21 protein-coding genes and 2 pseudogenes are annotated in these 26,738 nt (G+C 72.2%); 9 read left to right on the top strand and 14 right to left on the bottom strand.

Going from position 1 to position 26,738, the window contains the following annotated elements; all coding sequences use genetic code 11:
* Positions 1-305: 305 nt before the first annotated feature.
* Together WQO_RS30630 and WQO_RS30625 are read right to left on the bottom strand one after the other, a co-directional pair.
* Positions 306-2,114 (bottom strand): BCCT family transporter, encoded by a 1,809-nt coding sequence (locus tag WQO_RS30630; RefSeq protein WP_010058051.1) that lies wholly within the window; start codon positions 2,112-2,114, stop codon positions 306-308.
* A gap of 73 nt (positions 2,115-2,187) precedes the next feature.
* The gene (locus WQO_RS30625; protein ID WP_010058053.1) at positions 2,188-3,573 is read right to left on the bottom strand and encodes a M14 family metallopeptidase; all 1,386 of its coding nucleotides are present in this window, start codon (positions 3,571-3,573) and stop codon (positions 2,188-2,190) included.
* A gap of 263 nt (positions 3,574-3,836) precedes the next feature.
* On the opposite strand from WQO_RS30625, the gene WQO_RS30620 reads away from it, so the two are divergent.
* Complete coding sequence (locus WQO_RS30620) at positions 3,837-5,402, top strand: M1 family metallopeptidase (protein WP_010058054.1); 1,566 nt, start codon at positions 3,837-3,839, stop codon at positions 5,400-5,402.
* Between the two features lie 113 nt (positions 5,403-5,515).
* Here WQO_RS30620 and WQO_RS30615 read toward each other — a convergent pair whose 3' ends face one another.
* Both WQO_RS30615 and WQO_RS30610 read right to left on the bottom strand, forming a co-directional pair.
* On the bottom strand, positions 5,516-6,496 hold the full coding sequence (locus WQO_RS30615; RefSeq protein ID WP_010058055.1) for an oxygenase MpaB family protein: 981 nt from the start codon (positions 6,494-6,496) through the stop codon (positions 5,516-5,518).
* 114 nt (positions 6,497-6,610) lie between these two features.
* Positions 6,611-7,087, bottom strand: a complete 477-nt coding sequence (locus tag WQO_RS30610) for a macro domain-containing protein (protein WP_010058056.1) — start codon at positions 7,085-7,087, stop codon at positions 6,611-6,613.
* Positions 7,088-7,218: 131 nt separating this feature from the next.
* Here WQO_RS30610 and WQO_RS30605 point away from each other — a divergent pair, with 131 nt between their 5' ends.
* Positions 7,219-7,950, top strand: a complete 732-nt coding sequence (locus tag WQO_RS30605; RefSeq protein WP_010058057.1) for a MerR family transcriptional regulator — start codon at positions 7,219-7,221, stop codon at positions 7,948-7,950.
* A 24-nt stretch (positions 7,951-7,974) separates the two neighbouring features.
* Here WQO_RS30605 and WQO_RS30600 read toward each other — a convergent pair whose 3' ends face one another.
* From WQO_RS30600 to WQO_RS30585, 4 genes are read right to left on the bottom strand one after another with little or no spacing between them, the layout of a single operon-like run.
* On the bottom strand, positions 7,975-10,149 hold the full coding sequence (locus tag WQO_RS30600; RefSeq protein ID WP_010058058.1) for a 3-hydroxyacyl-CoA dehydrogenase NAD-binding domain-containing protein: 2,175 nt from the start codon (positions 10,147-10,149) through the stop codon (positions 7,975-7,977).
* Positions 10,150-10,192: 43 nt separating this feature from the next.
* Positions 10,193-11,407 (bottom strand): acetyl-CoA C-acetyltransferase, encoded by a 1,215-nt coding sequence (locus WQO_RS30595; RefSeq protein WP_010058059.1) that lies wholly within the window; start codon positions 11,405-11,407, stop codon positions 10,193-10,195.
* 44 nt (positions 11,408-11,451) lie between these two features.
* Positions 11,452-12,594: an acyl-CoA dehydrogenase family protein gene (locus WQO_RS30590; RefSeq protein WP_010058061.1), complete on the bottom strand. Its 1,143-nt coding sequence runs from the start codon at positions 12,592-12,594 to the stop codon at positions 11,452-11,454.
* 8 nt (positions 12,595-12,602) lie between these two features.
* Positions 12,603-13,742, bottom strand: coding sequence for a CaiB/BaiF CoA transferase family protein (locus WQO_RS30585; RefSeq protein WP_010058063.1), 1,140 nt, complete (start codon positions 13,740-13,742; stop codon positions 12,603-12,605).
* A gap of 209 nt (positions 13,743-13,951) precedes the next feature.
* On the opposite strand from WQO_RS30585, the gene WQO_RS30580 reads away from it, so the two are divergent.
* Positions 13,952-15,142: a saccharopine dehydrogenase family protein gene (locus WQO_RS30580; protein ID WP_010058065.1), complete on the top strand. Its 1,191-nt coding sequence runs from the start codon at positions 13,952-13,954 to the stop codon at positions 15,140-15,142.
* A 27-nt stretch (positions 15,143-15,169) separates the two neighbouring features.
* Here WQO_RS30580 and mmpA read toward each other — a convergent pair whose 3' ends face one another.
* The 3 genes from mmpA to WQO_RS30570 form a co-directional block, all read right to left on the bottom strand.
* Complete coding sequence (gene mmpA, locus WQO_RS36485; RefSeq protein ID WP_167552050.1) at positions 15,170-15,313, bottom strand: morphogenic membrane protein MmpA; 144 nt, start codon at positions 15,311-15,313, stop codon at positions 15,170-15,172.
* 80 nt (positions 15,314-15,393) lie between these two features.
* Positions 15,394-15,831, bottom strand: coding sequence for a glutaredoxin domain-containing protein (locus tag WQO_RS30575; protein ID WP_010058066.1), 438 nt, complete (start codon positions 15,829-15,831; stop codon positions 15,394-15,396).
* Positions 15,832-15,853: 22 nt separating this feature from the next.
* A complete protein-coding gene (locus WQO_RS30570; RefSeq protein ID WP_010058067.1) occupies positions 15,854-16,546 on the bottom strand; it encodes an endonuclease V in 693 nt (230 codons plus the stop codon).
* A gap of 108 nt (positions 16,547-16,654) precedes the next feature.
* Between WQO_RS30570 and WQO_RS30565 the strand changes: the two genes are divergently transcribed.
* The 3 genes from WQO_RS30565 (at position 16,655) to WQO_RS30555 (ending at position 19,292) form a co-directional block, all read left to right on the top strand.
* Positions 16,655-18,055: a hypothetical protein gene (locus WQO_RS30565; protein ID WP_058954156.1), complete on the top strand. Its 1,401-nt coding sequence runs from the start codon at positions 16,655-16,657 to the stop codon at positions 18,053-18,055.
* Positions 18,056-18,065: 10 nt separating this feature from the next.
* A complete protein-coding gene (locus tag WQO_RS30560; protein ID WP_010058069.1) occupies positions 18,066-18,362 on the top strand; it encodes a YciI family protein in 297 nt (98 codons plus the stop codon).
* A gap of 63 nt (positions 18,363-18,425) precedes the next feature.
* The gene (locus WQO_RS30555; RefSeq protein WP_010058070.1) at positions 18,426-19,292 is read left to right on the top strand and encodes an alpha/beta fold hydrolase; all 867 of its coding nucleotides are present in this window, start codon (positions 18,426-18,428) and stop codon (positions 19,290-19,292) included.
* 6 nt (positions 19,293-19,298) lie between these two features.
* Here WQO_RS30555 and WQO_RS30550 read toward each other — a convergent pair whose 3' ends face one another.
* Positions 19,299-20,417, bottom strand: coding sequence for a WD40/YVTN/BNR-like repeat-containing protein (locus tag WQO_RS30550; protein WP_058954155.1), 1,119 nt, complete (start codon positions 20,415-20,417; stop codon positions 19,299-19,301).
* A 208-nt stretch (positions 20,418-20,625) separates the two neighbouring features.
* Between WQO_RS30550 and ssgD the strand changes: the two genes are divergently transcribed.
* Positions 20,626-21,042 carry a spore wall synthesis regulator SsgD gene (gene ssgD, locus WQO_RS30545; RefSeq protein WP_029182054.1) on the top strand — a complete coding sequence of 139 codons (417 nt, stop codon included), beginning with the start codon at positions 20,626-20,628 and terminating at the stop codon, positions 21,040-21,042.
* A gap of 216 nt (positions 21,043-21,258) precedes the next feature.
* The gene (locus WQO_RS30540; protein WP_010058076.1) at positions 21,259-22,890 is read left to right on the top strand and encodes an ABC-F family ATP-binding cassette domain-containing protein; all 1,632 of its coding nucleotides are present in this window, start codon (positions 21,259-21,261) and stop codon (positions 22,888-22,890) included.
* A gap of 38 nt (positions 22,891-22,928) precedes the next feature.
* On the opposite strand, the pseudogene WQO_RS36590 reads toward WQO_RS30540, so the two are convergent.
* Both WQO_RS36590 and WQO_RS35390 read right to left on the bottom strand, forming a co-directional pair.
* A pseudogene (locus WQO_RS36590) lies at positions 22,929-23,584 on the bottom strand (helix-turn-helix domain-containing protein); the annotation flags it as partial.
* Positions 23,581-24,198, bottom strand: a pseudogene (locus tag WQO_RS35390) (alpha/beta fold hydrolase); the annotation flags it as partial. The pseudogenes WQO_RS35390 and WQO_RS36590, both read right to left, overlap by 4 nt.
* A gap of 100 nt (positions 24,199-24,298) precedes the next feature.
* Here WQO_RS35390 and WQO_RS30530 point away from each other — a divergent pair.
* A complete protein-coding gene (locus WQO_RS30530) occupies positions 24,299-26,626 on the top strand; it encodes an ATP-binding cassette domain-containing protein (protein WP_010058078.1) in 2,328 nt (775 codons plus the stop codon).
* The last annotated feature ends 112 nt before the right edge of the window (positions 26,627-26,738 follow it).

The following is a 26,738-nucleotide window of genomic DNA, read 5'->3' as shown; positions in this document are numbered from 1 at the left end:
GCCCCGTCACCACACAGGCCGCACGTCCTGGGCGAGCCCGGCCCACCGGCGTACGAACACCGCCGGAGCCCGAGCCCGGCCGTCCCCGGGCCCGATCCCGGGCTGCCCCGGGCTCGGGACGGCCGAACGCGGGCCCGGGGCAGCCGAACGCGGCCCCGTCCGCCGGTGCACGGCCCCCGGTCGGTGCGCGGCCCCGGCCGCCCGACCGGGCTCGGCGCGCACACGCCGGAGCCCGCGACCGGCGTCCGGTCGCGGGCTCCTGGGCAGCTGTGCGGTCACGCTACGCAGCGCAGCGCGGCCGGTGGTCAGTCGGAGGGGCGGTCCTCCGACTGACCGGGGCCCGAGGGCCGCTTCTCGGTGGAGATGGACGTGGCCGTCGAGCCCGATCCGCCGGACTCGTGCATGTGGCGCTCGTCCGTGACCGGCGTGGTCCCGGGGCCGATCCGGATCTCGAAGTCGCCGTCGTACTTGGCGTGGCCCTCGATCACCGCGGACTCGACCGCTTCCACGCCGAACTCCTGGCGGACGATCTGCGGGTCCCTGCGCAGGTCCCGCATCAGGGCCACGCACATGCCGATCATCACGATGGTGAAGGGCGCGGCCACCAGGATGGTGAGGTTCTGGAGGCCTTGGAGGGCGTTCTCCTTGCCCTCGCCGATCAGCAGCATGATCGCGGCCACGGCCCCCGTCACGACACCCCAGAAGATGACGACCCACTTGCCGGGTTCGAGGACGCCCTTCTGCGAGAGGGTGCCCATGACGATCGAGGCGGCGTCGGCTCCGGAGACGAAGAAGATACCGACCAGGACCATCACGAGGATGCAGGTGACCGTGGCGATCGGGAACTCCTGGAGGACGCCGAACAGCTGCGCCTCGGGGGTGTCGGCGCCCTGGAGCTTGCCGGCCTCGTCCAGCTTCATGGCCGAGCCGCCGAAGACGGCGAACCAGATCAGGCTGACGGTGCTGGGCACCAGGATGACTCCGCCGACGAACTGACGGATCGTACGGCCGCGGCTGATGCGGGCGATGAACATGCCGACGAAGGGCGTCCAGGAGATCCACCAGGCCCAGTAGAAGACCGTCCAGCTGCCGAGCCAGTCCGCGACGCCCTCGCCGCTGGACGCTTCGGTACGCCCGACGAGCTGTCCGAGGTCGCTGAGGTAGGCGCCGAGGGAGGTGGGCAGCAGGTCGAGCACGATGATCGTGGGGCCGGCGATGAAGACGAACACCACCAGGACCAGGGCCAGCACCATGTTGGTGTTGGACAGCCACTGGATGCCCTTCTCGACACCGGAGACGGCGGAGAGGACGAAGCAGACGGTCAGCACGGCGATGATGGCGACGAGGAGGCCGGTGCCGGTCTTCTCCATCCAGTTCAGTTCCTCGAAGCCGCTGCCGATCTGGAGCGCGCCGAGGCCCAGCGAGGCGGCCGAGCCGAACAGGGTGGCGAAGATGGCCAGGATGTCGATGAAACGGCCGAAGCCGCCGTAGGCGTGGCGCTTGCCGATCAGCGGCTCGAAGACCGCGCTGATCGTCTGCCGCCTGCGCATCCGGTACGCGCTGTAGGCGATGGCGAGGCCGACCACCGCGTAGATCGCCCAGGGGTGCAGCGTCCAGTGGAAGAGGGTCGTGGCCATCGCCGTTCCCATGGCGTCGGCCGCGTCCGCGGGGTCGGTGCCGGGCGGCGGGGTACGGAAGTGGGCGAGGGGTTCGCTCACGCCGTAGAACATCAGCCCGATGCCCATACCGGCGCTGAACATCATGGCGACCCAGGAGACGGTCCGGAACTCCGGCTCCTCACCCTCCTGGCCGAGGCAGATCTTGCCGTACCGGCTGATGGCCAGCCACAGCGCGAAGACGACGAAGCCGGAGGCGGCGAGCATGAAGGCCCAGCCGCCGTTGTGGATCAGCCCGTTGAGCAGGCTGCTGGAAACGCTCTCCAGGGAGTCGGTCGCGGTCGCTCCCCACACGACGAAGGCGAGGGTGAGGACCGCCGTGACACCGAACACCACTCGGTCGGTGGTGGGAGTCCTGGTACTGACCGGTTCGGGGGGAAGGTCGGCCGTGACCGCCAGCCCCTCCCGCCCCTCCGCTGTCTGGTCGTCCTGGGACACAAATGGCACCTTTCACCGAGTCTGAAAAACGCTCTCCGTAGGCAGTACCACACCTGCCCCGGATCTCGAAGGATCAACAAGCGGTTCGAGCTTGACCGTTTGTGAGGTGATATGTCGCTCGCTGATCGAGGAGCAGGGGAATCAGGCTCCGAGCCGACTGTCGCAAGGGCACGAATGCGCCATCTCGCTCCGGCCGGGCCCGGACCCCGTGCAGGGCCAGCTCGTCCTTCACCGCCGTGTACTGGGCGGCGTCCAGCCGGTAGCCGCACGGCGGGTCGACCAGGATCTCGGACGGCTCGGCCGGGTCGTTGTCGGCGCCGCCCAGATAGACGGGCCCCCGGTCGGCGAGACCGGCCAGGCGGGAGAGGGCGGTGGCCGTCCGGAGCCGGGCGCGCTGCTCGTCGGTGAAGTCGAAGAGGCCGCCGAGCGCGGTCTTCTGGGAGTCGACCCTGCGCCGGTGGTTGAGCGCCGGATCGGCCTTCTCCGCGTCGCTCAGCGCGTCGACCCGGGACTCGATGAGCAGGCCGACCGCGTGCTTGAGTCCGGAGGTGTTGCGCAGGATGCGTTCCTGGCCGTCCCCGGCGACCTGCTTGACCGGCTCCCCGGTGGCCGGGTCGGTCCAGATGCCGTAGTGCCCGCTGCTGTAGCCGTCGGCCGTCGCGGCGGGGCGGACATAGCGTTCGGAGAGGGCGCGCGAGGCGTCGTGGACCCCGTCGTGGACGTTCAGGTTCCGCGGCCACAGGGTGAACAGGTCCTTGTCGTAGTACGGCGGGGTCGCGCCGTACTCGTGCAAGTCGTAGATCACCTCCGGCCGTTCGTCGCGGACCACGGCGGCGGCCGTCCGCGCCTCGGCGGTCTCCAGGGCGATGTGGTCGCGGTTGATGTCGACCCCGTCGGCGTTGCCGCGGGTGTCGGCGGCGCGCCCGTCGGGGTTGGCCGTCGGCAGCACCAGCAGGGTCGTACGGGCCAGGAACGCGCGGGTCGCCCGGTCCTCGGCGAACGCCAGGTCGCGGATGGTGGTCAGACAGGCCTCGCGCCCGGCGGGTTCGTCCCCGTGCTGGCTGCAGATCAGCAGGACGGTCGTGGCGCCGGGCCGCTCCTGGCCGACGCGTACGAGCCGCAGGGCGCGGCCCTGGCCGGTCGTACCGACGCGGTCCACGGAGACCCGGTCGCTCCCCCGGTCCACCGCGGCGAGGAAGTCCCGCTCCTCCGCCTCGCCGGTCCAGCGGGCCCCCTCGCTCGTCTCGAACCCGGTGCGGGGCGGGCGGTGCGCGGCCTCGGCGGGTGCGATGGCGAACGGCAGGGCGAGTGCGGCGAGCGTCGCCGCGACGGCCGTCCGGCGCATCGTCCGCGCCGCGCGGCGTGGGGCGGCGGACTCCGGCCGGGCGGGTCCTGCGACCGGTGCGAGCCACGGATGCGGGCTGAGCAGGTGGAGTGCGCGAGCGACACGACGGGTCATCAGCTGCTGCCTCCGGAACGGGTGGGGGCGGGCGTTGTGACGCCCGTCGGTCTGTCGGCGATGTGCGGACGTTACCCCGGTCAACTCCTGGGCAACAGGGGGCGATCACTGCCATCCGGAGGTTCGCGCGCCCTGCCGTCCGTGTCGACGGAATGGCGATCGTGTGACAGAAGCACCCGGAACGCCCCGTCCCGCCCCGTCGGCTGCATAGCCTCGTGACGACCGGTCGGAAGATCATCCGTCCCGACTAATTGGAGCTTGTTGTGCACCGCAGATTCATCGTCCCCAGCGCACTGGCGGCCACCCTTCTGCTGGCGATCCCGGCAGCGGCCGCACCAGGCACCGTGGGCGCCCCGGGTATCGGCGATCCCTACTACCCGGCCGGCGGAAACGGTGGCTACGACGTCTCCCACTACGACCTGCGGCTGAAGTACCAGCCCACGACCGACCTGCTGGAGGGCACGGCGACGATCCTCGCCACCACCACGCAGGAGCTGTCCCGCTTCAACCTCGACTTCGGGCTCGACGTCTCCGAGGTGCGGGTGAACGGCAAGAAGGCCCGCTTCGCCACGAGCGGCGACCACGAGCTGGAAGTCACCCCGGCGGAGAAGCTGGCGAAGGGCAGGGCCGTCTCCGTCGTCGTCCGGTACGCCGGGAAGCCCTCGGAGCTGAAGATCAACGGCTGGACCGCCTGGGCGCGGACCCCGGACGGCGGTGTCGCCGCGCAGGAGCCCGAGTCGGCGGTGTGGTGGTACCCGAGCAACGACCACCCGCTGGACAAGGCCACGTACGACATCTCGGTCTCGGTGCCCGACGGCACCCAGGCGATCAGCAACGGGGTGCTCCAGTCGCAGAGCTCGAAGCTCGGCTGGACCCGCTTCAACTGGCGTTCCGACAAGCCGCAGGCGACCTATCTGACGACGCTCGCCGTCGGCAAGTTCGACATCACGACCGACAGGACCGCCGACGGCCTGCCGGTGCTGAACGCCTACAGCAAGGACCTGGGCGCCAACGCCGGTGCGGCCCGGGCGAGCATCGAGCGGACCACCGAGGTCGCCGAGTGGCTGACCGAGGTGTTCGGCCCGTACCCGTACAACGCGCTCGGCGGATACGTGCCCAACGTGACGAGCGGCTTCGCCCTGGAGACCCAGACCCGGCCCTTCTACAGCCCGAAGCAGTTCGCGAACGGCGCGAACGTCTCGGTCGTCGTCCACGAGATCGCGCACCAGTGGTACGGCAACAGCGTGTCGGTCGACGGCTGGAAGGACATCTGGATCAACGAGGGCTTCGCCCGCTACAGCCAGTGGCTCTGGTCGGAGAAGGAGGGCGAGGGCACCGCGCAGGAGCTGGCGGACTACACGTACGCCCAGCACCCGGCCGACGACCCGTTCTGGAAGGTGAAGCCGGGCGATCCGGGCCCGGACAACCAGTTCGGCATCGCCGTCTACGACCGGGGTGCGCTGGCGCTCCAGGCGCTGCGCAACGAGGTCGGCGACGCCACCTTCTTCGAGCTGCTGAAGGGCTGGCCGGCCGAGCACGCGCACGCCAACGCCAACGTGGGCGACTTCGTCCGGTACGCCGAGCGGGTCTCGGGCAAGCCGCTGGCTGCGCTGTTCGACACCTGGCTGTACCAGCCGTCGCGGCCGACGGCCCCGGCCGCGACGGATGCGGGTCTCGCCAAGGCGGCCCTGTCGGCGCGGTCGGCGGTACGGGTCGAGCGGCCCGCGTCCTGGAAGAAGATCGCGGCGACGAACACCGTGCACGACCACGGCGACCACGGGCACGGCGAGCGCCCGGAGCGGGGTCACGCGGGTCACGAGCACCGCTGACGGTCGTACGCCCGGGAGCCGAGTGACCGGGGCCGTCGGAGCGGCGGGAGATCAGCCGCTCCGACGGCCCCTCGGCGTCGGCGCACGGCCGTACGCCGACGGCGCGGGCCCGCTCAGCCGTTGGGCGCAGCCGTACGGTGGGCCGCGCGGGCAGCTCGCGCCCGGGGCAGATAGCGCAGCCGCTCCGGCAGGACGGGGACGACGACCCGCAGGACCGCGCACATCCGGCGCAGCCGCTTCTCCTGCTCAGCGCTCCACGGCAGGCCGACGGCCGCGCGGGCGTCGGGCGGCATGAGCCCGATGGTGACGAACCGCCGGAAGCGGGCCAGCGGCGGCAGGAGCACCGGCCACAGCGCGCGCAGGACCGCCCGCAGCGGCCACGGACCCCGGTCCGGCGGGGGAACGGGCTGGTCGGCGTCGACCAGTTCCCGCACGACGGTCGTCGCCTCGATCTCCTCGGCGAGCATTTTGTTCCAGTACGGCCAGAAATCCTCGATGGTCTGCGGCATGTCCCGGTCGTGGATGCCGAGGATCCGGCCGACCTGGAGCCACTCGGCGTACAGGGCACGCTCCTGGGCCGGGGTCATGGGGCGGATCAGATAGCGGGCCGCGTGCTGGTAGACGGGGAAGCCGGTGGCGTGCACCCAGGCGTAGTTGGCGGGCGTCAGGGCGTGGTAGCGGCGGCCCCGGGTGTCGGTCCCCTGGATGGTGCGGTGCAGCACACGCAGCCTGCGGCCCTCCTCGGCCGCCTCCGCGCCGCCGTACACCCAGAGCTGGAGCGAGCGCAGCGAGCGTTCGCCGCGACCCCAGGGGTCCGTACGGAAGACGGAGTGCTCGTCGACTCCGGCGCCGACGGCCGGGTGGGCGACCTGGAGGGTGAGGGCGGCGGGCAGCATCAGCAGGGCGCGGATGTCGCCGGACAGGCTCCAGAGCACGCCGCCGGGCCGAGGCGGCTCGGGGTCCGCACCACGGCCGTGCGCGGGCGGCTCCGGGCCCGAGCCCTGGCCCGAGAGCGGCTCGGGGTGGGCACCCCCGCCCGGCGCCGCCTCCGGTCCGCGGGCCCAGGGGCCCTTCACGTCCTTCGCGCTGCTCATCCGGTGCTCCCGCGATCCCGGCGGGCCTGCCGTACGCCGCCCGTCCCCTTCACCTCCATGATCCCTCGCGGACGGCGGAGCCGTGATGGCGGGGCCCGGTCCCCGGCGGCCGGGTCAGTCGTGGTCGTACACCGTCACCGGCACGCCGGCGGATATGAGACGTCGCTCGATCAGCGGCTCGACGCGGGACCACGTGCCGCCCGCGAGCCCGCAGCCGATCCGGGGCATGTGGACGGTGGCCTCCAGCTCGCGCGCCTTGGCCGCCACCGCTCCGAGCGCCGCGTCGATGGCCTCGTACCGCACGGGCACCCCTTTGCTGCCGGTGCGCATACCGCGCTGGCCGACCATGTTGGCCACCCAGAGATAGGGCCCCACCTGCACGAACTGCGCCGCGCCCAGGGCGAAGTCGTTGCCCGCGTGCTCCCGGTGCCAGCGGCGGTAGGCGGCTTCGGGCTCGGGCCAGCGGCGGGAGAGGGCGAGCACGAAGCCCTTGCCCCAGCCGCCGAGGTCGTTGCAGACGTGGACGATCAGCTTGACGCCCTTGCCCTGCGGTGCGGTGGCGTCCCCCCGTACGTAAGTGATCTCCGACATGACCTCACCGTACGGGCCGACACTGACAACGGGCCCGGGGTGGACGGCGGCGCGATGGTGCCGGAGACTTTCACAGTAGTGGTGAGACAGCGGAACTGTCCGATATCGGGATTCGACTGCGGGGAGCAGAGATGGCGACGGGGACCGACGAGCCGACGCTCACGGTGGACGAGCTGGCGGCCCGCGCCGGGGTCACCGTGCGTACCGTGCGGTTCTACAGCACCCGGGGCCTGTTGCCGCCCCCGGTCATCGGTCCGCGCCGGGTCGGACACTACGGGCCCGACCATCTCTCGCGGCTCGCGCTGATCGAGGAGCTCCAGCAGCAGGGCATGACGCTCGCCGCGATCGAACGCTATCTGTTGCAGCTGCCGCCCGACCTCAGCGCCCACGATCTGGCCATCCACCGGGCGCTGGTCGCGTCCTGGGCGCCGGACACGGCCGAGGACATGACGCGGGCGGAGCTGGAGAAGCGGGCGGGGCGGGCGCTCACCGAGCCGGATGTGGACCGGCTGGCGGCGATGGGGGTGCTGGTCCGGCCCGAGGGGGACGGCACGGCGTACCGGGTGGATCTCGGGCTGCTGCGGCTCGGGGTGGAGCTGCTGGACGTGCCGATCGCCCACGAGACGATCCTGGCGGCGCGGACCGTCCTCCTGGAGCACACCCGGTCGGCGGCGCAGGAGATGACCCGGCTCTTCCGGGACGAGGTGTGGAATCCGTACCGGGAGCGCGAGGGCGATCCGGAGCATGTGGCGGCGATGAAGTCGCTGTCGGCTCATATGCAACCGATCGTGGTGCAGGCGCTGGTGACGGCCTTTCAGCGGTCTCTCAAGGAAGAGCTGCGGGCCGCGTTCACCACCGAGTGACGGTGAACGCGGCCCGCTACGGCCTCAGTCGTGGAAGGTCTCGCCCTTCTCCGCCTTCTCCGCGAGCAGCGCGGGCGGCAGGAACCGGTCGCCGTAGCGCTCGGCCAACTCCCGGGCACGGGCGACGAATCCGGGCAGGCCGCCCTCGTACCCGTTGATGTACTGGAGGACGCCACCGGTCCACGGCGGGAAGCCGATGCCCATGATGGAGCCGATGTTGGCGTCCGCGACGGAGATGAGCACGTTCTCCTCCAGGCAGCGGACGCTGTCCAGCGCCTCGGAGAAGAGCATCCGCTCCTTCATGTCCTCGAAGGGGACGTTCCCATCGGCCTTGGTGGTGAAGTGCTCGCGCAGGCCCGGCCAGAGCCCGCCGCGCTTGCCGTCCTCGTCGTAGTCGTAGAAGCCCGCTCCCCCGCTGCGCCCCGGGCGGCCGAACTCGTCGACCATGCGGTCGATGACCTCGTCCGAGGGGTGGCCGGGCCAGGTGCCGCCGGCCTCCTCGACCGCGCGCCTGGTCTCGTTGCGGATCTTACGGGGCAGGGTCAGGGTCAGCTCGTCCATCAGGGAGAGGACCTTGGCCGGGTAGCCGGACTGGGCGGCCGCCTGCTCGATGGAGGCGGGCTCGACGCCCTCGCCGACCATCGCCACGCCCTCGTTGATGAACTGTCCGATGACACGCGAGGTGAAGAAGCCGCGCGAGTCGTTGACGACGATCGGCGTCTTCTTGATGCGCCGTACCAGGTCGAAGGCGCGGGCGAGCGCCTCGTCACCGGTGCGCTCACCCTTGATGATCTCGACCAGCGGCATCTTGTCGACCGGTGAGAAGAAGTGCAGGCCGATGAAGTCGAGGGGGCGCGAGACGCCCTCGGCGAGGGCGGTGATGGGGAGGGTGGAGGTGTTGGAGCAGAGCAGGGCGTCCGGCTCGATGACGTCCTGGATCTCCTGGAACACCTTGTGCTTGAGGGCGGTGTCCTCGAAGACCGCCTCGATCACCGCGTCGCAGCCCGCGAGGTCGGCCACGTCGCCGGTCGGGGTGATCCGGGCCAGCAGCTCGTCGCGCTTGGCCTCCGTCGTACGGCCCCGGGAGAGCGCCTTGGCGAGCAGCTTCTCGCTGTACGCCTTGCCCTTGGCGGCCGCCTCGGTGGAGACGTCCTTGAGGACGACGTCGATCCCGGCCTTGGCGCAGGAGTAGGCGATGCCCGCGCCCATCATCCCGGCGCCGAGCACGGCGACCTTGCGGACCGGGCGCTCCGGGATGTCCTTGGGCCGGTTGGCGCCGGAGTTGACGGCCTGGAGGTCGAAGAAGAACGCCTGGATCATGTTCTTGGAGACCTGGCCGGTGACCAGTTCGGTGAAGTACCGGGCCTCGATGGTCAGGGCGGTCTCGAAGTCGACCTGGGAACCCTCGACGGCCGCCGCGAGGATGTTGCGCGGCGCGGGCATGGGCGCGCCCGCGAGCTGCTTCTTCAAATTGGCGGGGAAGGCGGGGAGGTTGGCGGCGAACTTCGGGTGGGACGGGGTGCCGCCGGGGATCTTGTAGCCCTTGGCGTCCCAGGGCTGCTGGGACTCGGGGTTGGCGTCGATGAAGGCGCGGGCCTTCAGAATCATCTCCTCGCGGGTGGCGGCGACTTCGTGGACGAGGCCGTTCTCCAGCGCCCGCTGCGGTGTGTACTGGGTGCCCTGGAGCAGCACCTTGAGCAGGGCGTCGGCGATGCCCATGAGGCGTACGGTCCGGGTGACGCCACCACCGGCCGGGAGCAGCCCGAGGGTGACCTCGGGGAGGCCGATGCGGGAGCCGGGGGCGTCAAGGGCGACGCGGTGGTGGGAGGCGAGCGCGATCTCGTAACCGCCGCCGAGGGCAGCGCCGTTGATGGCGGCGACGACGGGCCTGCCGAGGGTCTCGATGCGGCGCAGCGAGTTCTTGATGGCGGTGCCGGTGTCGAAGGCGGCCTGTGCGTTCTCCGGGCCGACCTTGATCATGTCCTTGAGGTCGCCGCCCGCGAAGAAGGTCTTCTTGGCGGAGGTGTAGATGATGCCGCGGATGGAGTCCTTCTCGGCCTCGGCGCGGTCCGCGATGGCAGCGATGGAGTCCTTGAAGGCCTGGTTCATCGTGTTGGCCGACTGGTTGGGGTCGTCGAGGACGAGGGTGACGACGCCGGTCTCGTCCTGTTCCCAGCGGATGGTGGTGCTCTCGGTCATGTCGGTGTCTTCTCCGTAAGCAGGGGTGGCCGGGGCAGAACGGTCAGATGCGTTCGACGATCGTCGCGACGCCCATGCCGCCGCCGACACAGAGGGTGACCAGGCCGAACCGCTGGTCGCGGCGCTCCAGTTCATCGATGACGGTGCCGAGGATCATCGCGCCGGTCGCGCCGAGCGGGTGGCCGAGCGCGATGGCGCCGCCGTTGACGTTGACCTTGTCCAGGGAGAGACCCATGTCCTTGACGAAGCGCAGGACGACTCCGGCGAAGGCCTCGTTGATCTCGACGAGGTCGATGTCGTCGATGGTCAGTCCGGCCTTGGCGAGCGCCTTGCGGGTGGCGGGGGCGGGGCCGGTGAGCATGATGGTGGGCTCGGAGCCGGAGACGGCGGCGGAGACGATCCGGGCGCGCGGGGTGAGGCCGTAGCGCTCGCCGACCTCCTTCGAGCCGATGGCGACGAGGGCGGCGCCGTCGACGATGCCGGAGGAGTTGCCCGCGTGGTGGACGTGGTCGATCTTCTCGACCCAGTGGTACTTCTGCAGCGCCACCGCGTCGAAGCCGCCCATGTCGCCGATGGCGGCGAAGGAGGGCTTGAGACCGGCGAGGGAGTCGGCGGTGGTGCCGGGGCGCATGTGCTCGTCGTGGTCGAGGACGAGGAGGCCGTTGCGGTCCTTGACGGGGACGACGGAGCGGGCGAAGCGGCCGTCCTTCCAGGCCGCGGCGGCGCGTTCCTGGGAGAGGGCGGCGTACTCGTCGACGTCGCGGCGGCTGAAGCCCTCGACGGTGGCGATGAGGTCGGCGCCGATGCCCTGCGGGGCGAAGCCGGTCTCGAAGCTGGTCATCGGGTCCATCGCCCAGGCCCCGCCGTCGGAGCCCATCGGCACCCGGGACATCGACTCGACGCCCCCGGCGAGCACGAGGTCCTCCCAGCCCGAACGGACTTTGGCGGCGGCCAGGTTGACCGCTTCCAGGCCCGAGGCACAGAAGCGGTTCTCCTGGACGCCCGCGACGGAGTCCGGCAGGCCGGCCGCGATGGCGGCGATCCGGGCGATGTCGGAACCCTGGTCCCCGAGGGGGCTGACCACGCCGAGGACGATGTCGTCGATGGCGGCCGGGTCCAGGTCCGGGAAGCGGGCCTGGACCTCGTGGATGAGGCCGACGACCAGGTCGATCGGCTTGGTGCCGTGCAGGGCGCCGTTGGCCTTGCCGCGGCCGCGCGGGGTGCGGATCGCGTCGTAGACGAATGCTTCGGTACTCAAGACAGCTGCCTTTCGAGGGTGGTGGAGAAGGAGGGAGCGGGGGGTCAGGCGAGCAGCGAGCGGCCGATGATCTCCTTCATGATCTCGGTGGTGCCGCCGTAGATGGTCTGGATACGGCCGTCGGTGAACGCCTTGGCGACCTTGTACTCGCTCATGTAGCCGTATCCGCCGTGGAGTTGGAGGCAGCGGTCGGCGACGCGCTTCTGCAGTTCGGTGGCCCACCACTTGGCCATCGAGGCGTGGACGGCGTCCAGCGTCCCGTCCGAATGGTCGACGATGCACCGGTCGAGGAAGGTCCGGGTGACGGCGCACTCGGTGGCCATCTCGGCGATCTCGAAGCGGATGTGCTGGAGCTTGGAGAGCGGACGCCCGAAGGCCTCCCGCTCCTTGACGTACTGAGTGGTGATCTCCAGCAGGTGCTCGGCGGCGGCGATCCCGGCGACCGCTATCCCCATGCGCTCCTGGGCCAGGTTGGTCATCAGGTGGATGAACGCGCCGTCCCGCTCACCGAGGAGGTTCTCCTTCGGGACGCGGACGTCGTTGAAGAACAACTCGGCGGTGTCCTGGGACTTCTGGCCGATCTTGTCGAGGTTCCGGCCGCGCTCGAAGCCCTCCGCGCCGCGTTCGACGACGATGAGGGAGAGCCCCTTGGCCCCGCCCTCGGGGGTGGTCTTCGCGACGACGACGACAAGGTCGGCGAGGATGCCGTTGGAGATGAAGGTCTTGGAGCCGTTGAGCAGCCAGTGGTCGCCCTTGTCCTCGGCGGTGGTGCGGATGCCCTGGAGGTCGGAGCCCGCGCCCGGCTCGGTCATGGCGATGGCGGTGATGGTCTCGCCGGAACAGAATCCGGGGAGCCAGCGGCGCTTCTGCTCGTCGGTGGCGAGGCCGGTGAGGTAGGGGCCGATGATGTCGTTGTGCAGGCCGATCGCGAGCCCGGCGGCCCCGGCGCGGGTGAACTCCTCGGCGAGGACCGCGCTGTAGCGGAAGTCGTCGCTGCCGCCGCCCCCGTACTCCTCCGGGACGGCCAGTCCGAGCAGCCCCGCCCGCCCGGCGGCGAGCCAGGCCTCGCGGGAGACGATGCCGTCCTGCTCCCACTGCTCGTAGTACGGGAGGACCTCCTTGGCCAGGAAGGCCCGGACGGTCTCGCGGAACGCGTCGTGCTCCTCGGTGAAGATCTGCCGTTGCACGGGGTCTCCTAGTCTCGGGGGGTGGGCCGGAGCCCCGGTACGTCCCAGTCGGCCGCCACGGCCTCCGTGTCCGCGCCGGGCAGCGCGGGCCCGGTGCGTACGGAGACGGGGGTGGCCGAGAAGCGCGGGGCGGGGGCGGGCTGGGTCCGGCCGCCGTGCTCGACGAAGGTGGAGCGGGCGGCGAGGTGGGGGTGGTGCGGGGCCTCGCCGAGCGAGAGGACGGGGGCCACGCAGGCGTCGGTGCCGGCGAAGACCTCGGTCCACTCGGCGCGCGTACGGGTCAGGAAGCGTTCGGTGACGGTGGCGCGCAGCTCGTCCCAGCGGGCGAGGTCCCACCGGTCGGGGAAGGCGTCCGCGATACCGAGGAGCCGGACGAACTCCGCGTAGAACTGGCCTTCCAGCGGGCCGACCGCCATGTGGCCGCCGTCGGACGTGGCGTAGGTGCCGTAGAACGGGCAGCCGCCGTCGAGGAGGTTCGCGCCGCGCCGGTCCTGCCAGCTCCCGGCGGCGAGCATGCCGTGGATCATCGTGGCGAGATGGGCGGCGCCGTCCACGATGGCGGCGTCGACGACCTGCCCCTCACCGTGGGATCGGGCGTGCTGGAGGGCGGCGAGGACGCCGATGACGAGGTAGAGCGAGCCGCCCGCGTAGTCGCCGACCAGGTTGGCGGGGACGGTGGGCGGTTCGTCCGGCCTGCCGATCATGGACAGGGTGCCGGTGAGCGCGATGTAGGCGATGTCGTGGCCCGCGCGGTCGGCGAGCGGCCCGTCCTGGCCCCAGCCGGTCATCCGCCCGTAGACGAGCTGCGGGTTGCGGGCGAGGCAGGCGTCGGGTCCGACGCCGAGGCGTTCGGCGACGCCGGGGCGGTAGCCCTCGACGAGGATGTCGGCACGTTCGACGAGGTCCAGGACGCGGGCCGGTCCCTCGTCGCTCTTGAGGTCCAGGACGACGGAGCGCTTGTTGCGGTTGGTGAGGTCGTACGCGGGATCGATGCCGAGCCCCGCACCGCCGGGCCGGTCGACGCGGACGACGTCGGCCCCGAGGTCCGCCAGCAGCATCGCGGCGAACGGTCCGGGGCCGATGCCCGCCAGCTCGACGACCCGGACACCGGTCAGCGGACCGTGCCCGGGTGTTGGGCCTTTCGCCATCTGTGAGCCCCCAGGGGTGTGACACAACCGATGTAACACCTGCGATGCTAAGAACGTCCCCGGCTCCGCACAACCCCTCGGGCCGAGCAAGCGCTTAGCTCTTTCCCCCGATCCTCTCGCACGCGGCCCGCCCGGCCGCACGCCGCCACGGCGCTCTCCGCTACCCTCTGCCTGCCACGTCGGCACCCGTCTCCCAGCCGGAGGTACTCGTGAACAGGCAGAACGACGCGACACGCCCCTTGGACGTGGTCCTCTTCGGTGCCACCGGCTTCGTGGGGGCGCTCACGGCCGAGTACCTGGCGGCCCACGCCCCCGCCACTCTCCGCTGGGCGCTGGCCGGGCGCAGCAGGACCAAGCTCGAGAAGCTGCGCGAGCGGCTGACGGCGATCGCCCCGCGGTGCGCGGATCTCCAACTCCTGGAGACCGACGCGGACGACGCCGACGCACTGGCCGAACTGGCCGCCTCCACCCGGGTGGTGGCCACGACCGTGGGGCCGTACCTGCGGTACGGCGAGAAGCTCGTCGCCGCCTGCGCGGAGGCCGGGACGGACTACGCGGACCTCACCGGCGAGGCGGAGTTCATCGACCGGATGTATCTGGAGCACGACGCCCGGGCCCGTGAGACGGGGGCGCGCATCGTGCACGCCTGCGGCTTCGACTCCGTGCCGCACGACCTCGGTGCGTACTTCACCGTCAAGCAGCTGCCCGAGGACGTCCCCCTGACGGTCGACGGCTTCGTCCGCACCAACGCGGTGTTCTCCGGCGGGACGTTCGCCTCGGCGCTGACCGCGATGGGCCGGGGCCCGCAGATGCTGGCCGCCGCCCGGGAGCGCCGACTGCACGAGCCGCGCCTGGCGGGCCGGCGGGTCAGCACCCCGGCGGGCGCCCCGCACTTCAGCGGGGAGACCGGCACCTGGGCGCTGCCGCTGCCGACCGTCGACCCGACGATCGTGGGCCGCTCGGCGCGTGCCCTGGAGCGGTACGGCCCCGACTTCCGCTACCGCCACTTCGCCTCGGTCAAAACGCTGCCCATGGCCCTCGGCGCCCCGGTGGCGATCGGCGGGCTGGTCGCGGCCGCCCAGGTGGAAGCCGTACGGGAGTGGCTGATGAGCCGTTACGAGCCGGGGCAGGGGCCGGACGAGGAGCGCCGCGGACGGAGCTGGTTCACCATCCGCTTCGTCGGCGGGGGCGGCGGGCGACGCGTCTTCACCGAGGTGTCCGGCGGCGACCCGGGCTACGGCGAGACGGCGAAGATCCTTGCCGAGTCGGCGGTGTGCCTGGCCCTGGACGAGCTGCCGGAGACCTCCGGGCAGATCACCACGGCGGTGGCGATGGGCGACGCGCTCCTGGACCGGCTGACGGCGGCGGGGCTGCGGTTCCGGGTGGCGGCGGTGCGGTAGCCGAGGCCCCGGGCGGGCCGGAGAGGTCTAGAAGATCCAGCCGGCCAGCGTGTAGAGCATCGCGCCCAGCCAGACGAGGCCGACGGCGCTGCCGAGGAGCAGGCCCAGGGCCATCCGGCGCTGGGCCGGGTCGAAGGGCGCGGGGCGGACGGCTGTGCGAGAGGCGTTCATGCGTTCAGCCTGCCCAGCTGTACGGATCTATGCCATCCGTACGGGTACTCAGTTGCAGGGCTGTTCCACGCCCGGGGCGATCATGTGTGGGGTGGCAGCCGCCCGCGCACCCACGCGGGGTCCGGGTTGACGTGCGGCCGGTCCGCGACGACGACGGTCGGCACGGTCTCGTCCCCGCCGGTGGCAGCCCGTACAGCGGCCGCGCCCGCCGGGTCACGCCAGATGTCCACCCAGTACAGCCGGGAGGCCTCCCGGCCCAGCCGGAGGCGCAGCCGCAGGCAGTACGTGCAGCCCGGCCGCCAGTAGACGACCGGGCGGCCGTCCACGGCGCTGCGGCGCGCGGCCTCGGCAGCCGAGACCGGCGCCGGGAAGACCAGGGGCGAGTGGATGACGGCCAACAGCACGAACAGCACCGGGAAGACCGCCGTCATGGCGGTGTCGCCGCCGAGGGCGGACCCCGTCGCGGCGAACGCGCCAGTGAGCAGGAACAGGGCCGGCAGCCTCCACGCGCGTCTCATGACACCGCACGCTACGGCTTCGTCAGGCGGTCGCTTCCCGCAGGGTCCGCCGGCACAGGGCGTCCGCCCGGCGGGTGCTCTCGGGCTGGCGGTAGCGGCCGGCGAGGCGGAGCGTGTGGGCGCAGGCGTTGTCGAGGCTGATGCGGTGGCCCACCGAGACGAACACCGGGCTGGTGTTCTCCCGGGTGCGCAGCGCGCGGCCGACCACCTCGTCGCCGTCCAGCAGCGGGGAGGAGTCACCGCGCAGGGGACCGGGGGCCTCGTAGGTGAACGTGAACGGGTTCTTGCCGACGCCGATGACCGGCAGTCCGGTGAGCACGCCCAGGTGGCTGGCGAGTCCGAAGCGGCGCGGGTGCGCGAGGCCGTAGCCGTCGCAGACGACGAGACCGGGGTCGACGCTCAGCTCCTCCAGTGCCTGAAGGACCGTCGGGATCTCGCGGAAGGCCAGCAGCCCGGGGACGTACGGGAAGGCGATCGTGCCGACGGCGGTGGCTTCCTCGACCGTCTCCAGCGTCGCGGCGTCCAGCACCACGGCCGCCGCGACGACGACGTCCTTCTCGTCGTCGTAGGCCACGTCCACCCCGGTGACCAGGCCGGTTCCGGGCTCCGGCCCCGCCTCGTCCAGGATCACCCGGTCGCGCAGCCGGTCCTGGACCGCCCGGCCCTCGGCTTCGTCGGCGGGGGTCTCGTGGGCGGGGGCGGGAGAGCTCGTCATGCCGGGAAGCTTATGCGGTGACGAGGCCCGTCCCGTCCCCGGTGGGCCGCGAGGCCGCAGGTGGGGCCGGGGGTACCGGTCGGCGGGCGCGATCTTCATACTGGCGCGATGAAGAGAGCGGACCTCGAACGCCTCGACGGCCTGGCGCGCAATCCGGCCGCCCCGGAATCGGTGCTCCTGCGGATTCTGACCGGCGCCGAGGGACCGGTGCGCCGTTCCGTCTTCGAGCGGGACGAGGTCCCGGAGTCGCTGTGCGATGTCGCCGTGTCCCACCCCGACCGGGAGGTCCGCAGCTATCTGGCGGTGGGCCGGGGCGCCTCCGGTGCGCAGCGGGCCCGGCTCGCCTCGGACCCGGATCCGTGGGTACGCAGCCGGGTGGCGGCGCGTCCTGAGGTACACGGCCGCTGGCGGAAGGCCGACCCCCTGCCGGACGAGGTGTGTGCCTCTCTCGCCTGGGACGAGGACCGGCAGGTACGGGCCTGGCTCGGCATGTTCGTCCCGGTTCCGGACGAGGTGTGGGCGCTGCTGCTCGCGGATCCGGAGGCGAAGGTGCGGGAGTCCGCCCTGTACCACCGGCGGCGTGCCCCGATCGAAGCGGTGCGGCCGCTCCTGGACGACCCCGATCCGGCGGTGCGGCGGGCGGCCGCCCATGTCGCGGGCGTCGTCCTCGGCTCCCCCGCCGAGATCCTGGAGCAGGTCGCCGCCGCTGACTCCGGCTGGGGGCGGCGGGAGATCGTCGCGGGCGCCGTGCTCACCGACGACCTCGCGGACCGGCTGTACGCCACCGGCGACGAGGACGTACGCGCGGGGCTCGCTGCCAACCGGGGGCTTCCCGACCGGCTGGTCACCGCCCTCGCCTCGGACGCTTCCCCGGCGGTCCGGCTCGCGGTGTCGCTGCGGCCGGAGCTGACCGAGGAGCGGCGGGCGGCGATCGACTGGCACGTCGGGCCGGAGGACCGCATCTACCCCCCGGCGTGGGTGATGCAGTCGCTCACCGATCCCGTGCTCATGCTGGCCTGCGCCGAGTCCGCGCACCCGGGAATGCGGCGCTTCGCCGCGTACAGCCCGCATCTGCCCGGCGATCTGGTGGCGCGGCTCGCCGCCGACGAGGACTTCGTGGTGCGGATGCTGCTGTGCGAGAACCATCCGGCGGCCCCCGGGGAACTGCTGCTGGAGACACTGCTCGCATCGCCCTTCATCACCCGGTTCGAGCAGCTGCCCCAACCGCAGTTCCCGCGCGCCGGGCTGGCGCGGTTCGCGGAGAGCGAGGATCCGGGGGCGCGGTCGCTGGTGGCGCGGGATCCGGAGGCCCCGGCGGAGCTGATCGAGCGGCTGAGTCATGACCCGTCGGCGGGCGTCCGCCGCGTCATGGCCGGGGACGCCCGGCTGCCGGTGGGCCGGCTGCTCGACCTGCTCGACGAGCCGGAGACCATAGGGGCTGCGGCGGAGGGGCCCGCCCTCCCGCTCACGGCCACGGAGGCCATCCTCGCGGCGGCCGGGATCCCGTAGCCTGACGATCATGTTCGTACTCGAATTGACCTACACGGCCCCCGTCGAGCGCGTCGACGCGCTGATGGCGGAGCACATCACCTGGCTCGACGAGCAGTACGCGGCGGGCGTCTTCATCGCCTCGGGACGCAAGAACCCCCGGGACGGCGGTGTGATCCTGGCCGTCGGGGAGGACCGGGCGGCGATCGAGAGGATCGCGGCGGCCGACCCGTTCGCCGCGCACGGCGTGTGCGCGTACCGGATCACCGAGTTCATCGCCACCAAGTCGGCGCCCGCGCTCGCGCCTTACCGGCAGCAACTGCCGTAACGGGCGGAGGATTATGGTGGCCGCCACCGATGACTTTCCGGGGCGGGGCCGGTCTGTACGGGTATGGAGACCTCCACCCTGACCACCGCCGGCGCCGACCTCGTGTACGACGTCCGCGGACCACTGCCCACCGACGACGGCCGCCCGCCGCTGCTCCTGATCGGCCACCCCATGGACGCGAGCGGGTTCGTCGCGCTGGCGGCACGCTTCCCCGACCGGACCGTCGTCACGTACGACCCCCGGGGGCTCGGCCGCTCCACCCGTGCGGACGGGCGGGTGGACTACACGCCCGAGACCCTGGCCGACGATGTGCACGCCGTCATCACGAGGCTCGGGGCCGGGCCGGTCGAGATGTTCGCCAGCAGCGGCGGGGCGGTCACCGCCCTCGCCCTCGTGGCGCGCCACCCCGGCGACGTGACCGCCCTCGTCGCGCACGAGCCGCCGCTCATCACGATCACCCCGGACGGCCAGGCGGCCGTCCGGGCCCGGGCCGAGGTCCGGGACGCCTACGAGAAGCGTGGATGGGGCGCCGGGATGGCCGCGTTCGTGGCCATGGCCTCGTGGGAGGGCGAGTTCACCGACGCCTACTTCGCGCAGCCCGCTCCCGATCCCGCCGCGTTCGGCATGCCGGCCGAGGACGACGGCTCGCGGGACGACCCGCTGCTGTCCGACCGGTCCTGGGCGGTCAGCGACCACCGGCCGGACGTCGACGCCATCAACGCGGCCCCCACCCGTGTGGTGATCGCCGTGGGCGAGGAGTCCCGGGCGGTGCAGACCGGGCGGACTTCCGAGGCGGCCGCCGGACTGCTCGGGCAGCGGGTGACCGTCTTCCCGAGTCATCACGGCGGCTTCCTCGACGGGGAGTTCGGCTATCCCGGGCAGCCCGACGCGTTCGCGGCGCGGCTGCGGGAGGTGCTGGACGCCTCGTAAAACTGTCTAGAACCCGAGCCTGGCGACCCGCCCCTTCTCGCCCGCCGCCCAGCAGCCGAGGTCGGGGGTGCAGTCGACGGTGTCGTACGAGCCGGGGTCGACCGTCCGCCAGGTGCGCCCGCCGTCCAGCGTGAGGTCGGTGCCCGTGGGGCCGACGGCCAGGGCGGCGGTGCGGCTGTACGGGAGCCAGGTGACGCCGGAGCGGTAGGCGGGCGGCGGGGTGGCGGACTGCCGCCAGCTCCGGCCGCCGTCCCCGGTGACGGCGGCCGCCTGCGGGGACGCCTGGTCGGGGCGGTAGTCGCCGCCGACGGCGATGCCGTGGGCCCGGTCGCGGAAGGCCACGGCGAAGACGCCCCGGGCCGGGTCGCCCGCCGGGAGGGTCGAGGCGCTCGCCGTCCAGGTCAGGCCCCGGTCCCGGGAGTGCAGGACCCGGGCGGTCTCCGCTCCCCCGGTGGTCAGCCAGACGTCCTTGGCGCCGGAGCTGACGAGGCACTGGCCGCTCGCCGCGAACCCTGCCTCGCCGGGCAGGGCGGCGGGCATCCCGGCATCGGGCAGGACCCGCCAGGAACGGCCGCCGTCCGCCGTGGACAGGACCCGGAACTTCCCGTCCACCGGGTCGCCCGCCGCGAGACCGTGCCGGCTGTCGAAGAACGTCAGGCAGTTGAAGAAGGCGCGGGGATCGGTGTTGCGGAAGGACTCGGTCCAGGTCGCCCCGCCGTCCTCGGTGCGCAGGACCCGCGATGCCTCGCCCTCGCCGATGGCCAGGGCGACGGCCCGGCGGCCGTCGAACGCCTCGATGTCCCGCAGTTCCAGTTCGGCGGCGCCCGGCGGTGACACGTCACGCCAGGTGCGGCCGCCGTCCGAGGTGCGCAGGACCGTGCCCTTCGACCCGGCGACCCAGGCCGTGGTGCGGCTGACCGCGGCGAGCCCTCGGAAGCGGACGTCGGTGCCGGTGTCGGTGAGCCGCCAGCCGGGCAGGAGCCCGCGCACGGCGGCCTCCTGGGAGGCCGACTCCGTCTCCGTGCCCTGCGCCGCGTGGGCGCCCGGTGCGACCAGTGCGGCCGCCAGGGCCGCCCCTCCGGTCACCAGTGCCATCAGCCGTCTCGTCTTCCCCATGGCCTTCATGGCGCTGGAAGCTAGCCCACGGGTCGGAACCCGTCCAGGGTGCGTCGCCGTCGAACGGGCAGGAGAGCGGGGGTGCGCGGGGATACGGGCAGGAGCCGGACGAAACCGGTGACGCAGCTCACGCCGCGCGCCGGTGCACGAAACGAGGAGTTCCGTCGTCTACTCCAGTGCCGGGAACCGTTCACCCAGCCGCGAGAGGGAGCAGGTCTTGTCCAGCGTTATCGAGCAGTCCGTGCAGGCTCGCATGGTCGCGTCCGCACCACGGATGGAGACCTTGCCCGCCATGCTCAGTTACGACCGCCAGTACCCCTTCGCCGTCCGCATGGCGTTCCCGGCCCCGGCGACCCTGGAAGGCACCGAGGTGTCCTGGGAGTTCTCCCGCGAGCTGCTGACCACCGGGGTGGACTCCCCCGCCGGGCAGGGCGACGTACGCGTCCGGCCGTTCGGGTACGAGCGGACCGTCCTGGAGTTCCACGCCCCCGAGGGCATCGCGATGGTCCATGTGCGCACCGAGGAGCTGCGGCTCTTCCTCCAGCGGGCGCAGGAGCTGGTTCCGGTGGGCGACGAGCACCGGTATCTGGACCTGGACCGGAATCTGGCCGATCTGCTCGGCGGCCCCTGCTGACGCCCCGGCCGTAAATCCGGTTGCCGGGCCCGCGCCCCGGCCCTACCTTCGAAGACGTCCCTGTTGTCGTCGATCGGAGTAGGACGTTGCTGATCTGAGGTCCTGTGCACACCGTGCAGCGCCCCGCCGTGCCCTGTCGTGGCCCGGAGCGCCCGTGTGCGATCTCAGCCTCCTTCAGCCGTCCTTGCCCGTTTCGACGTACAACGGGAGTTCCGTATGTCATCCACCGACACGCACATCAGCTGCACCTCCCTCTCCTTCTCCTGGCCCGACGGCACCGAGGCCTTCACCGACTTCGACCTGGCCGTGGGCCCCGGCCGCACCGGGCTCATCGGGCTCAACGGCTGCGGCAAGTCCACCCTGTTGCGGCTGATCGCCGGTGAACTGACCCCGGCCTCCGGGACGGTCAGGATCCGTGGCGAGCTCGGCCATCTCCCGCAGTCCGTGGTCCTGGACACCGCGCTGCGGGTCGACGAGGTGCTCGGGGTCGCGGAGCGGCGCGCGGCGCTCGACGCCGTGGAGTCGGGCGATGTCCGGGCGGAGCACTTCGCGGTGATCGGCGACGACTGGGACATCGAGGAGAGGTCCCTCGCCACGCTGGACGGGCTCGGCCTCGGGCACATCGGGCTCGACCGCACCGTCGGGGAGATGTCCGGCGGCGAATGCGTCCTGCTGCGGCTGGCCGCGCTGCTGCTGGACCGGCCCGGGGTGCTGCTGCTGGACGAGCCGACGAACAATCTGGACGCGTACGCCCGCCGACGGCTGTACGACGCGGTCGACGCCTGGACGGGGGCGCTGCTCGTCGTCAGCCACGACCGGGAGCTGCTGGAGCGGGTGGACCGGATCGCGGACCTGCGCGAGGGGTCGGTCACCTGGTACGGCGGGAACCTGTCGGCGTACGAGGAGGCGCTCGCCGTCGAGCAGGAGGCGGCGCGGCGCATGGTGCGGGCCGCCGAGTCCGACGTACAGCGGCAGAAACGCGAACTGTCCGCCGCGCACGTCACGTTGGCCCGACGTAAGCGATACGGGCAGAGGATGTGGGACACCAAGCGGGAGCCCAAGGTCATCATGGGGCAGCGCAAGCGCGCCGCCCAGGTGTCGGCCGGCAAGCACCGCATCCTGCACACCGAGCGGCTGACGGCTGCCGAAGAGCGCCTGGACGAGGCGGAGTCGGCGGTCCGGGAGGACGAGGAGATCCGGATCGAGCTGCCGGACACCCGGGTCCACCCGGGCAGCGAAGTGCTGCTGCTGCGCGACCCTGTTCCGCCGTACGGGCCTCCGCTGCACGGCGAGTTGACGGTGCGGGGCCCCGAGCGGATCGCGCTGACCGGGCGCAACGGGGCGGGCAAGACGGCGCTGCTGCGGACGATCGCGGGCGAGCTGAAGCCTCTCTCGGGGGAGGCCAGCCCGTGGGTGGCGACGGGGCTCCTGCCGCAGCGGCTGGACGTGCTGGACGAGGAGTCGTCGGTGGCGCGGAACGTGGCACGGGCGGCGCCCGACCGTACGGACAACGCCGTGCGGGCCCGGCTGGCGCGCTTCCTGTTCAGGGGGGCGGCGGCGGACCGGCCGGCCTCGACCCTGTCGGGCGGGGAGCGGTTCCGGGCGACGCTGGCGATGCTGCTGCTGGCCGATCCGGCGCCCCGGCTGCTGCTGCTCGACGAGCCGACGAACAGCCTCGACCTGGCGAGCGTACGGCGGCTGACCGAGGCGCTGGAGGCGTACGAGGGGGCGCTGATCGTGGCCAGCCACGACATGCCGTTCCTGGAGTCGATCGGGATCACCCGGTGGCTCCGGCTCGACGGCGGGCTGCGGGACACGACGGCGGAGGCGGTGCGCGAGGGCCGCTGACGCGGTGCGCGAGGACTGCTCAGACGGTGCGCGTACACCTACGACGGCATGGCCGGGGCCGTCGGCCATGCCAGGTCGTCGATGGCGAGCCATGGAGCGGCGGCCACAGCCGTGGGCGTCACTCCGGTGAACGCCTTGACCTCACGGTGGAGATGGGCCTGGTCGGCGTAGCCGCTCAAGGCCGCCACCTCGGCGGCGGGGGGCCGGCCGCGAGGAGATGGGCGGCGTGGTCGAACCGGACCAGCCGGGCGGCGTGCTTCGGGGCGAGGCCGATCTGGGACCGGAAGCGGGACCACAGACGCTTGCGGCTCCAGCCGACCTCGTTCGCCAGGCTGTCGACGCCCACCCGGCCCCGGCCGGTGAGGATCAGCTCCCAGACTGCGGCCACCTCCGGGTCCGGCGACCGGCGGTCGTCCAGTCGCCGGCCGAGGGCGTCCGCCGCGATCGCGAACCGTTCGTCCCACGTCCCGGCCGCCCGCAGCCTGCCCTCGGTCCGCTCGGTGTCGCGGCCCCAGACGTCCTCCAGCGAGACGACCGTCCCCGTGAGGTCGGCGGACGTGCCGAGCACCGCGACCGCCAGGGGCGGCGACAGCCGGATCTGCAGGCACTCGATCCCCCTGGTCGCCCGGCCGCCGCGCCGCAGGTCTCCCGGTACCAACCCCGCGACCGTGCTGCCGCGTGCGCGCCCGTCGTCGCCATGAAGCGCAGCAGCAACTCACCCGTTTCCGCGGGTGCTTCGAGCATGGGGAAGTGCCCGGCATCGGCCAGTCGCTCGACGCGCGTGTCCGGTGCCGCGTCGTAGAGGAGCGCCGCATCCGGGTCCCACCGGGGGTCGGCGGTGCCGAAGATCACGAGAGCCGGGCCGTCGAGTGCGCCGAGCCGCGCGGGGACGCTCCGCTCGGCGATGTACTGGGTGTTGCGCCGTAGCACCGTCCTGAAGGTGCGGTAGCTGATGTGCCGTACGTCGTCGACCAGGTCGTCCGGGACGGTCACCGGGCGACTGCACACCGCGGTCACCCCTCGTCGGAGCATCGCGTCGGACCGGACGTGCCACATCAGCGGGCCGAGCGGCGGGGCGATGAGCGCCCGGAGGAAGGCGGGCTGCGGAAGGAGCGCGTCGGGGCTCGGGCCGCTGCTGATCAGCGCGAGGGCTGCCACCAGGTCCGGGCGCCGCTCCGCGAGCGCGGTGGCGATGTATCCGCCGCTGGAGTGCCCGGCCACCGCCACGGACCTCGGGGCGAGCTCGTCGAACGCCGCGGCCGGGACCGCTGCCTGCCCGGGCACGTCGCACGACGCGGCGGGCGAGGATGGCCGAGGCGCCGCTCCACGGTCTTGTACGAATGTCGCCCCTCAGATCCCGCGGAAAAGCAGACAGAAGTTGTCTGGTATACCCCCTAGCGTCGCGCCCATGGATCGCCTTTCCGACCGCGACGCGGAGCCGGACGCCCCCGGCTCCGCCCACCGCGACATCGTCATCACCGGCGCGCGCGAGAACAATCTGCGCGACGTCTCCCTCCGGATTCCCAAGGGCCGCATCACCGTCTTCACCGGTGTGTCCGGTTCGGGCAAGTCGTCGGTCGTCTTCGACACGATCGCCGTGGAGTCGCAGCGGCAGCTGAACGAGACGTTCACCTCGTTCCTGCGCAACCGGCTGCCGAAGTACGAGAGGCCGCACGTCGAGTCCGTCGAGGACCTGTCGGTGGCCATCGTGATCGACCAGAAGCCGCTGGGCGGGAACGTCCGCTCGACGGTGGGGACGGCGACCGACATCTGGTCGGTGCTCCGGGTGCTGTTCTCCCGGTGCGGGGCCCCGAGCGCGGGCGGGGCGACCGCGTACTCGTTCAACGATCCCGCCGGGATGTGCCCGGAGTGCGACGGGGTGGGGCGCACGGTCCAGTTGGATCTGGACCGTGCGGTCGACTGGTCGAAGTCGCTGAACGAGGGGGCGCTGCTGCTGCCCGGTCTGTCGGTGGGCAGTTGGGAGTGGAATCTGTACGGCGGGTCGGGACGGTTCGACAACGACCTGCCGCTGGCCGAGTACGGCGAGGAGGAACGCCGGCTCCTGCTGTACGGATCGGGGTTCACCGTCCGCCTCGACCTGCGGACCGGGTCGGCCGACATGAAGTTCGAGGGGGTCGCGACCCGCTTCGAGCGCCTGTATCTCAAGCGCGACACCGCCTCCCTCTCCGAGAAGCGCCGCGAGGCGGCCGCCCGGTTCACCGTGGAGCGGGTCTGCGGATCCTGCGGCGGGGCACGGCTGAACGCGGCGGCGCTCGCCACCCGGATCGACGGGCTCTCACCCGCCGACTACGGGCGGATGGAGGTCGCCGACCTCGTCGGCGTACTGGCGCGGATCGACGATCCGGTGGGCGGGCCGATCGCCGCCGCGGCCCGGGAGCGGCTGGAGCGGCTCGTCGGCATCGGGCTCGGCTATCTGAGCCTGGACCGGGAGACCACGACCCTGTCGGGAGGCGAGGGCCAGCGCCTCAAGATGGTGCGGCACCTGGGCAGTTCGCTCACCGGGCTGACGTTCGTCTTCGACGAGCCCAGCGTCGGCCTGCATCCGCGCGACGTGGGCCGGCTGGGCGATCTGCTGGTGCGGCTGCGCGACAAGGGCAACACGGTGCTGGTCGTCGAGCACGACCCGGATGTGATGGCGGTCGCCGACCATGTCGTCGACATGGGGCCGCGGGCCGGCGCCGACGGCGGCCACATCGTCTTCAAGGGTCCGTTCGCGCGGCTGCGCGAGGCCGATACGCTCACCGGCCGGTCGCTGCGCCGCCGCACCCCGGTGAAGGAGGCGGTCCGCTCCCCCACCGGCCAACTCCCGGTGTACGGCGCGGATCTGCACAACCTCAAGGGCCTGGACGTGTCGTTTCCCGCCGGGGTGCTGACCGCGGTGACGGGGGTGGCCGGGTCCGGGAAGTCGACCCTGGTGTCGCGGGTGTTCACGGCGGCGCACCCCGACGCGGTGGTGATCGACCAGAGCGCGATCACGGCTTCGTCCCGCTCCACACCCGCGTCGTACATCGGCGCGCTGGACGCCATCCGCAAGGTGTTCGCCCGGGAGAACGGCGTGGACGCCGGGCTGTTCAGCTTCAACTCCGCCGGTGCCTGCGCGGGCTGCTCGGGCCGTGGCGAGATCTCGACGGACCTGGCGTTCATGGATCCGGTCACCACCACCTGCCCGGCGTGCGAGGGCGGCCGGTTCCACGACGACGTGCTGAAGCACCGGGTCGGCGGCCGGTCGATCGTGGACGTACTGAACATGACGGCGGCGCGGGCGGCCGGACTCTCCGACGACCCGGTGCTGCTGCGGAAGCTGCGGACCCTCGACGCGGTCGGGCTCACCTACCTCACCCTGGGGCAGCCGCTCTCCTCGCTGTCGGGCGGCGAGCGTCAGCGGATCAAGCTCGCCACCCAGCTGCACCGCACCTCCAGCGTGTACGTGCTGGACGAGCCGACGACCGGACTGCACCTCGCGGACACGGGCACGCTGGTGGAGCTGCTGGACCGGCTGGTCGACGCGGGGAACACCGTGATCTGCGTGGAGCACAACCTGGAGGTGGTCAAGCGGGCCGACTGGGTGATCGACCTCGGTCCGGACGGTGGCAAGGGCGGCGGGGAGCTGGTCTTCGCGGGGACGCCCGCCGAACTGCTCGCGCACCCGACGTCCGTCACGGGCCGGTATCTGCGCCGGGATCCAGGGGTGGAATCACCGAGTCCGGAAAGCTGAAAGCCGGTGGAGCAGGGTCCTGACAAGGCCCCGAAGCATCGCTCGACCACCCGTTCACCTGCGGGTATGACGCTGTGTAGCCCGCCCATGCCGGTGGTGGGCTTGGCTTCGG

This window comes from Streptomyces globisporus C-1027, from assembly GCF_000261345.2.
GTDB lineage: Bacteria > Actinomycetota > Actinomycetes > Streptomycetales > Streptomycetaceae > Streptomyces > Streptomyces pakalii.
This window is presented reverse-complemented; position numbering and strand designations above follow the sequence as displayed.

What these genes read in the sequence shown, in the direction of transcription:
- WQO_RS30625 (WP_010058053.1), bottom strand. Translation starts at nt 3,573, where the DNA reads ATGACCCGTCGTGTCGCTCGCGCACTCCACCTGCTCAGCCCGCATCCG.
- WQO_RS30615 (WP_010058055.1), bottom strand. Translation starts at nt 6,496, where the DNA reads ATGAGCAGCGCGAAGGACGTGAAGGGCCCCTGGGCCCGCGGACCGGAG.
- WQO_RS30610 (WP_010058056.1), bottom strand. Translation starts at nt 7,087, where the DNA reads ATGTCGGAGATCACTTACGTACGGGGGGACGCCACCGCACCGCAGGGC.
- WQO_RS30605 (WP_010058057.1), top strand. Translation starts at nt 7,219, where the DNA reads ATGGCGACGGGGACCGACGAGCCGACGCTCACGGTGGACGAGCTGGCG.
- WQO_RS30600 (WP_010058058.1), bottom strand. Translation starts at nt 10,149, where the DNA reads ATGACCGAGAGCACCACCATCCGCTGGGAACAGGACGAGACCGGCGTC.
- WQO_RS30585 (WP_010058063.1), bottom strand. Translation starts at nt 13,742, where the DNA reads ATGGCGAAAGGCCCAACACCCGGGCACGGTCCGCTGACCGGTGTCCGG.
- mmpA (WP_167552050.1), bottom strand. Translation starts at nt 15,313, where the DNA reads ATGAACGCCTCTCGCACAGCCGTCCGCCCCGCGCCCTTCGACCCGGCC.
- WQO_RS30575 (WP_010058066.1), bottom strand. Translation starts at nt 15,831, where the DNA reads ATGAGACGCGCGTGGAGGCTGCCGGCCCTGTTCCTGCTCACTGGCGCG.
- WQO_RS30570 (WP_010058067.1), bottom strand. Translation starts at nt 16,546, where the DNA reads ATGACGAGCTCTCCCGCCCCCGCCCACGAGACCCCCGCCGACGAAGCC.
- WQO_RS30565 (WP_058954156.1), top strand. Translation starts at nt 16,655, where the DNA reads ATGAAGAGAGCGGACCTCGAACGCCTCGACGGCCTGGCGCGCAATCCG.
- WQO_RS30560 (WP_010058069.1), top strand. Translation starts at nt 18,066, where the DNA reads ATGTTCGTACTCGAATTGACCTACACGGCCCCCGTCGAGCGCGTCGAC.
- WQO_RS30555 (WP_010058070.1), top strand. Translation starts at nt 18,426, where the DNA reads ATGGAGACCTCCACCCTGACCACCGCCGGCGCCGACCTCGTGTACGAC.
- WQO_RS30550 (WP_058954155.1), bottom strand. Translation starts at nt 20,417, where the DNA reads ATGAAGGCCATGGGGAAGACGAGACGGCTGATGGCACTGGTGACCGGA.
- WQO_RS30540 (WP_010058076.1), top strand. Translation starts at nt 21,259, where the DNA reads ATGTCATCCACCGACACGCACATCAGCTGCACCTCCCTCTCCTTCTCC.
- WQO_RS30530 (WP_010058078.1), top strand. Translation starts at nt 24,299, where the DNA reads ATGGATCGCCTTTCCGACCGCGACGCGGAGCCGGACGCCCCCGGCTCC.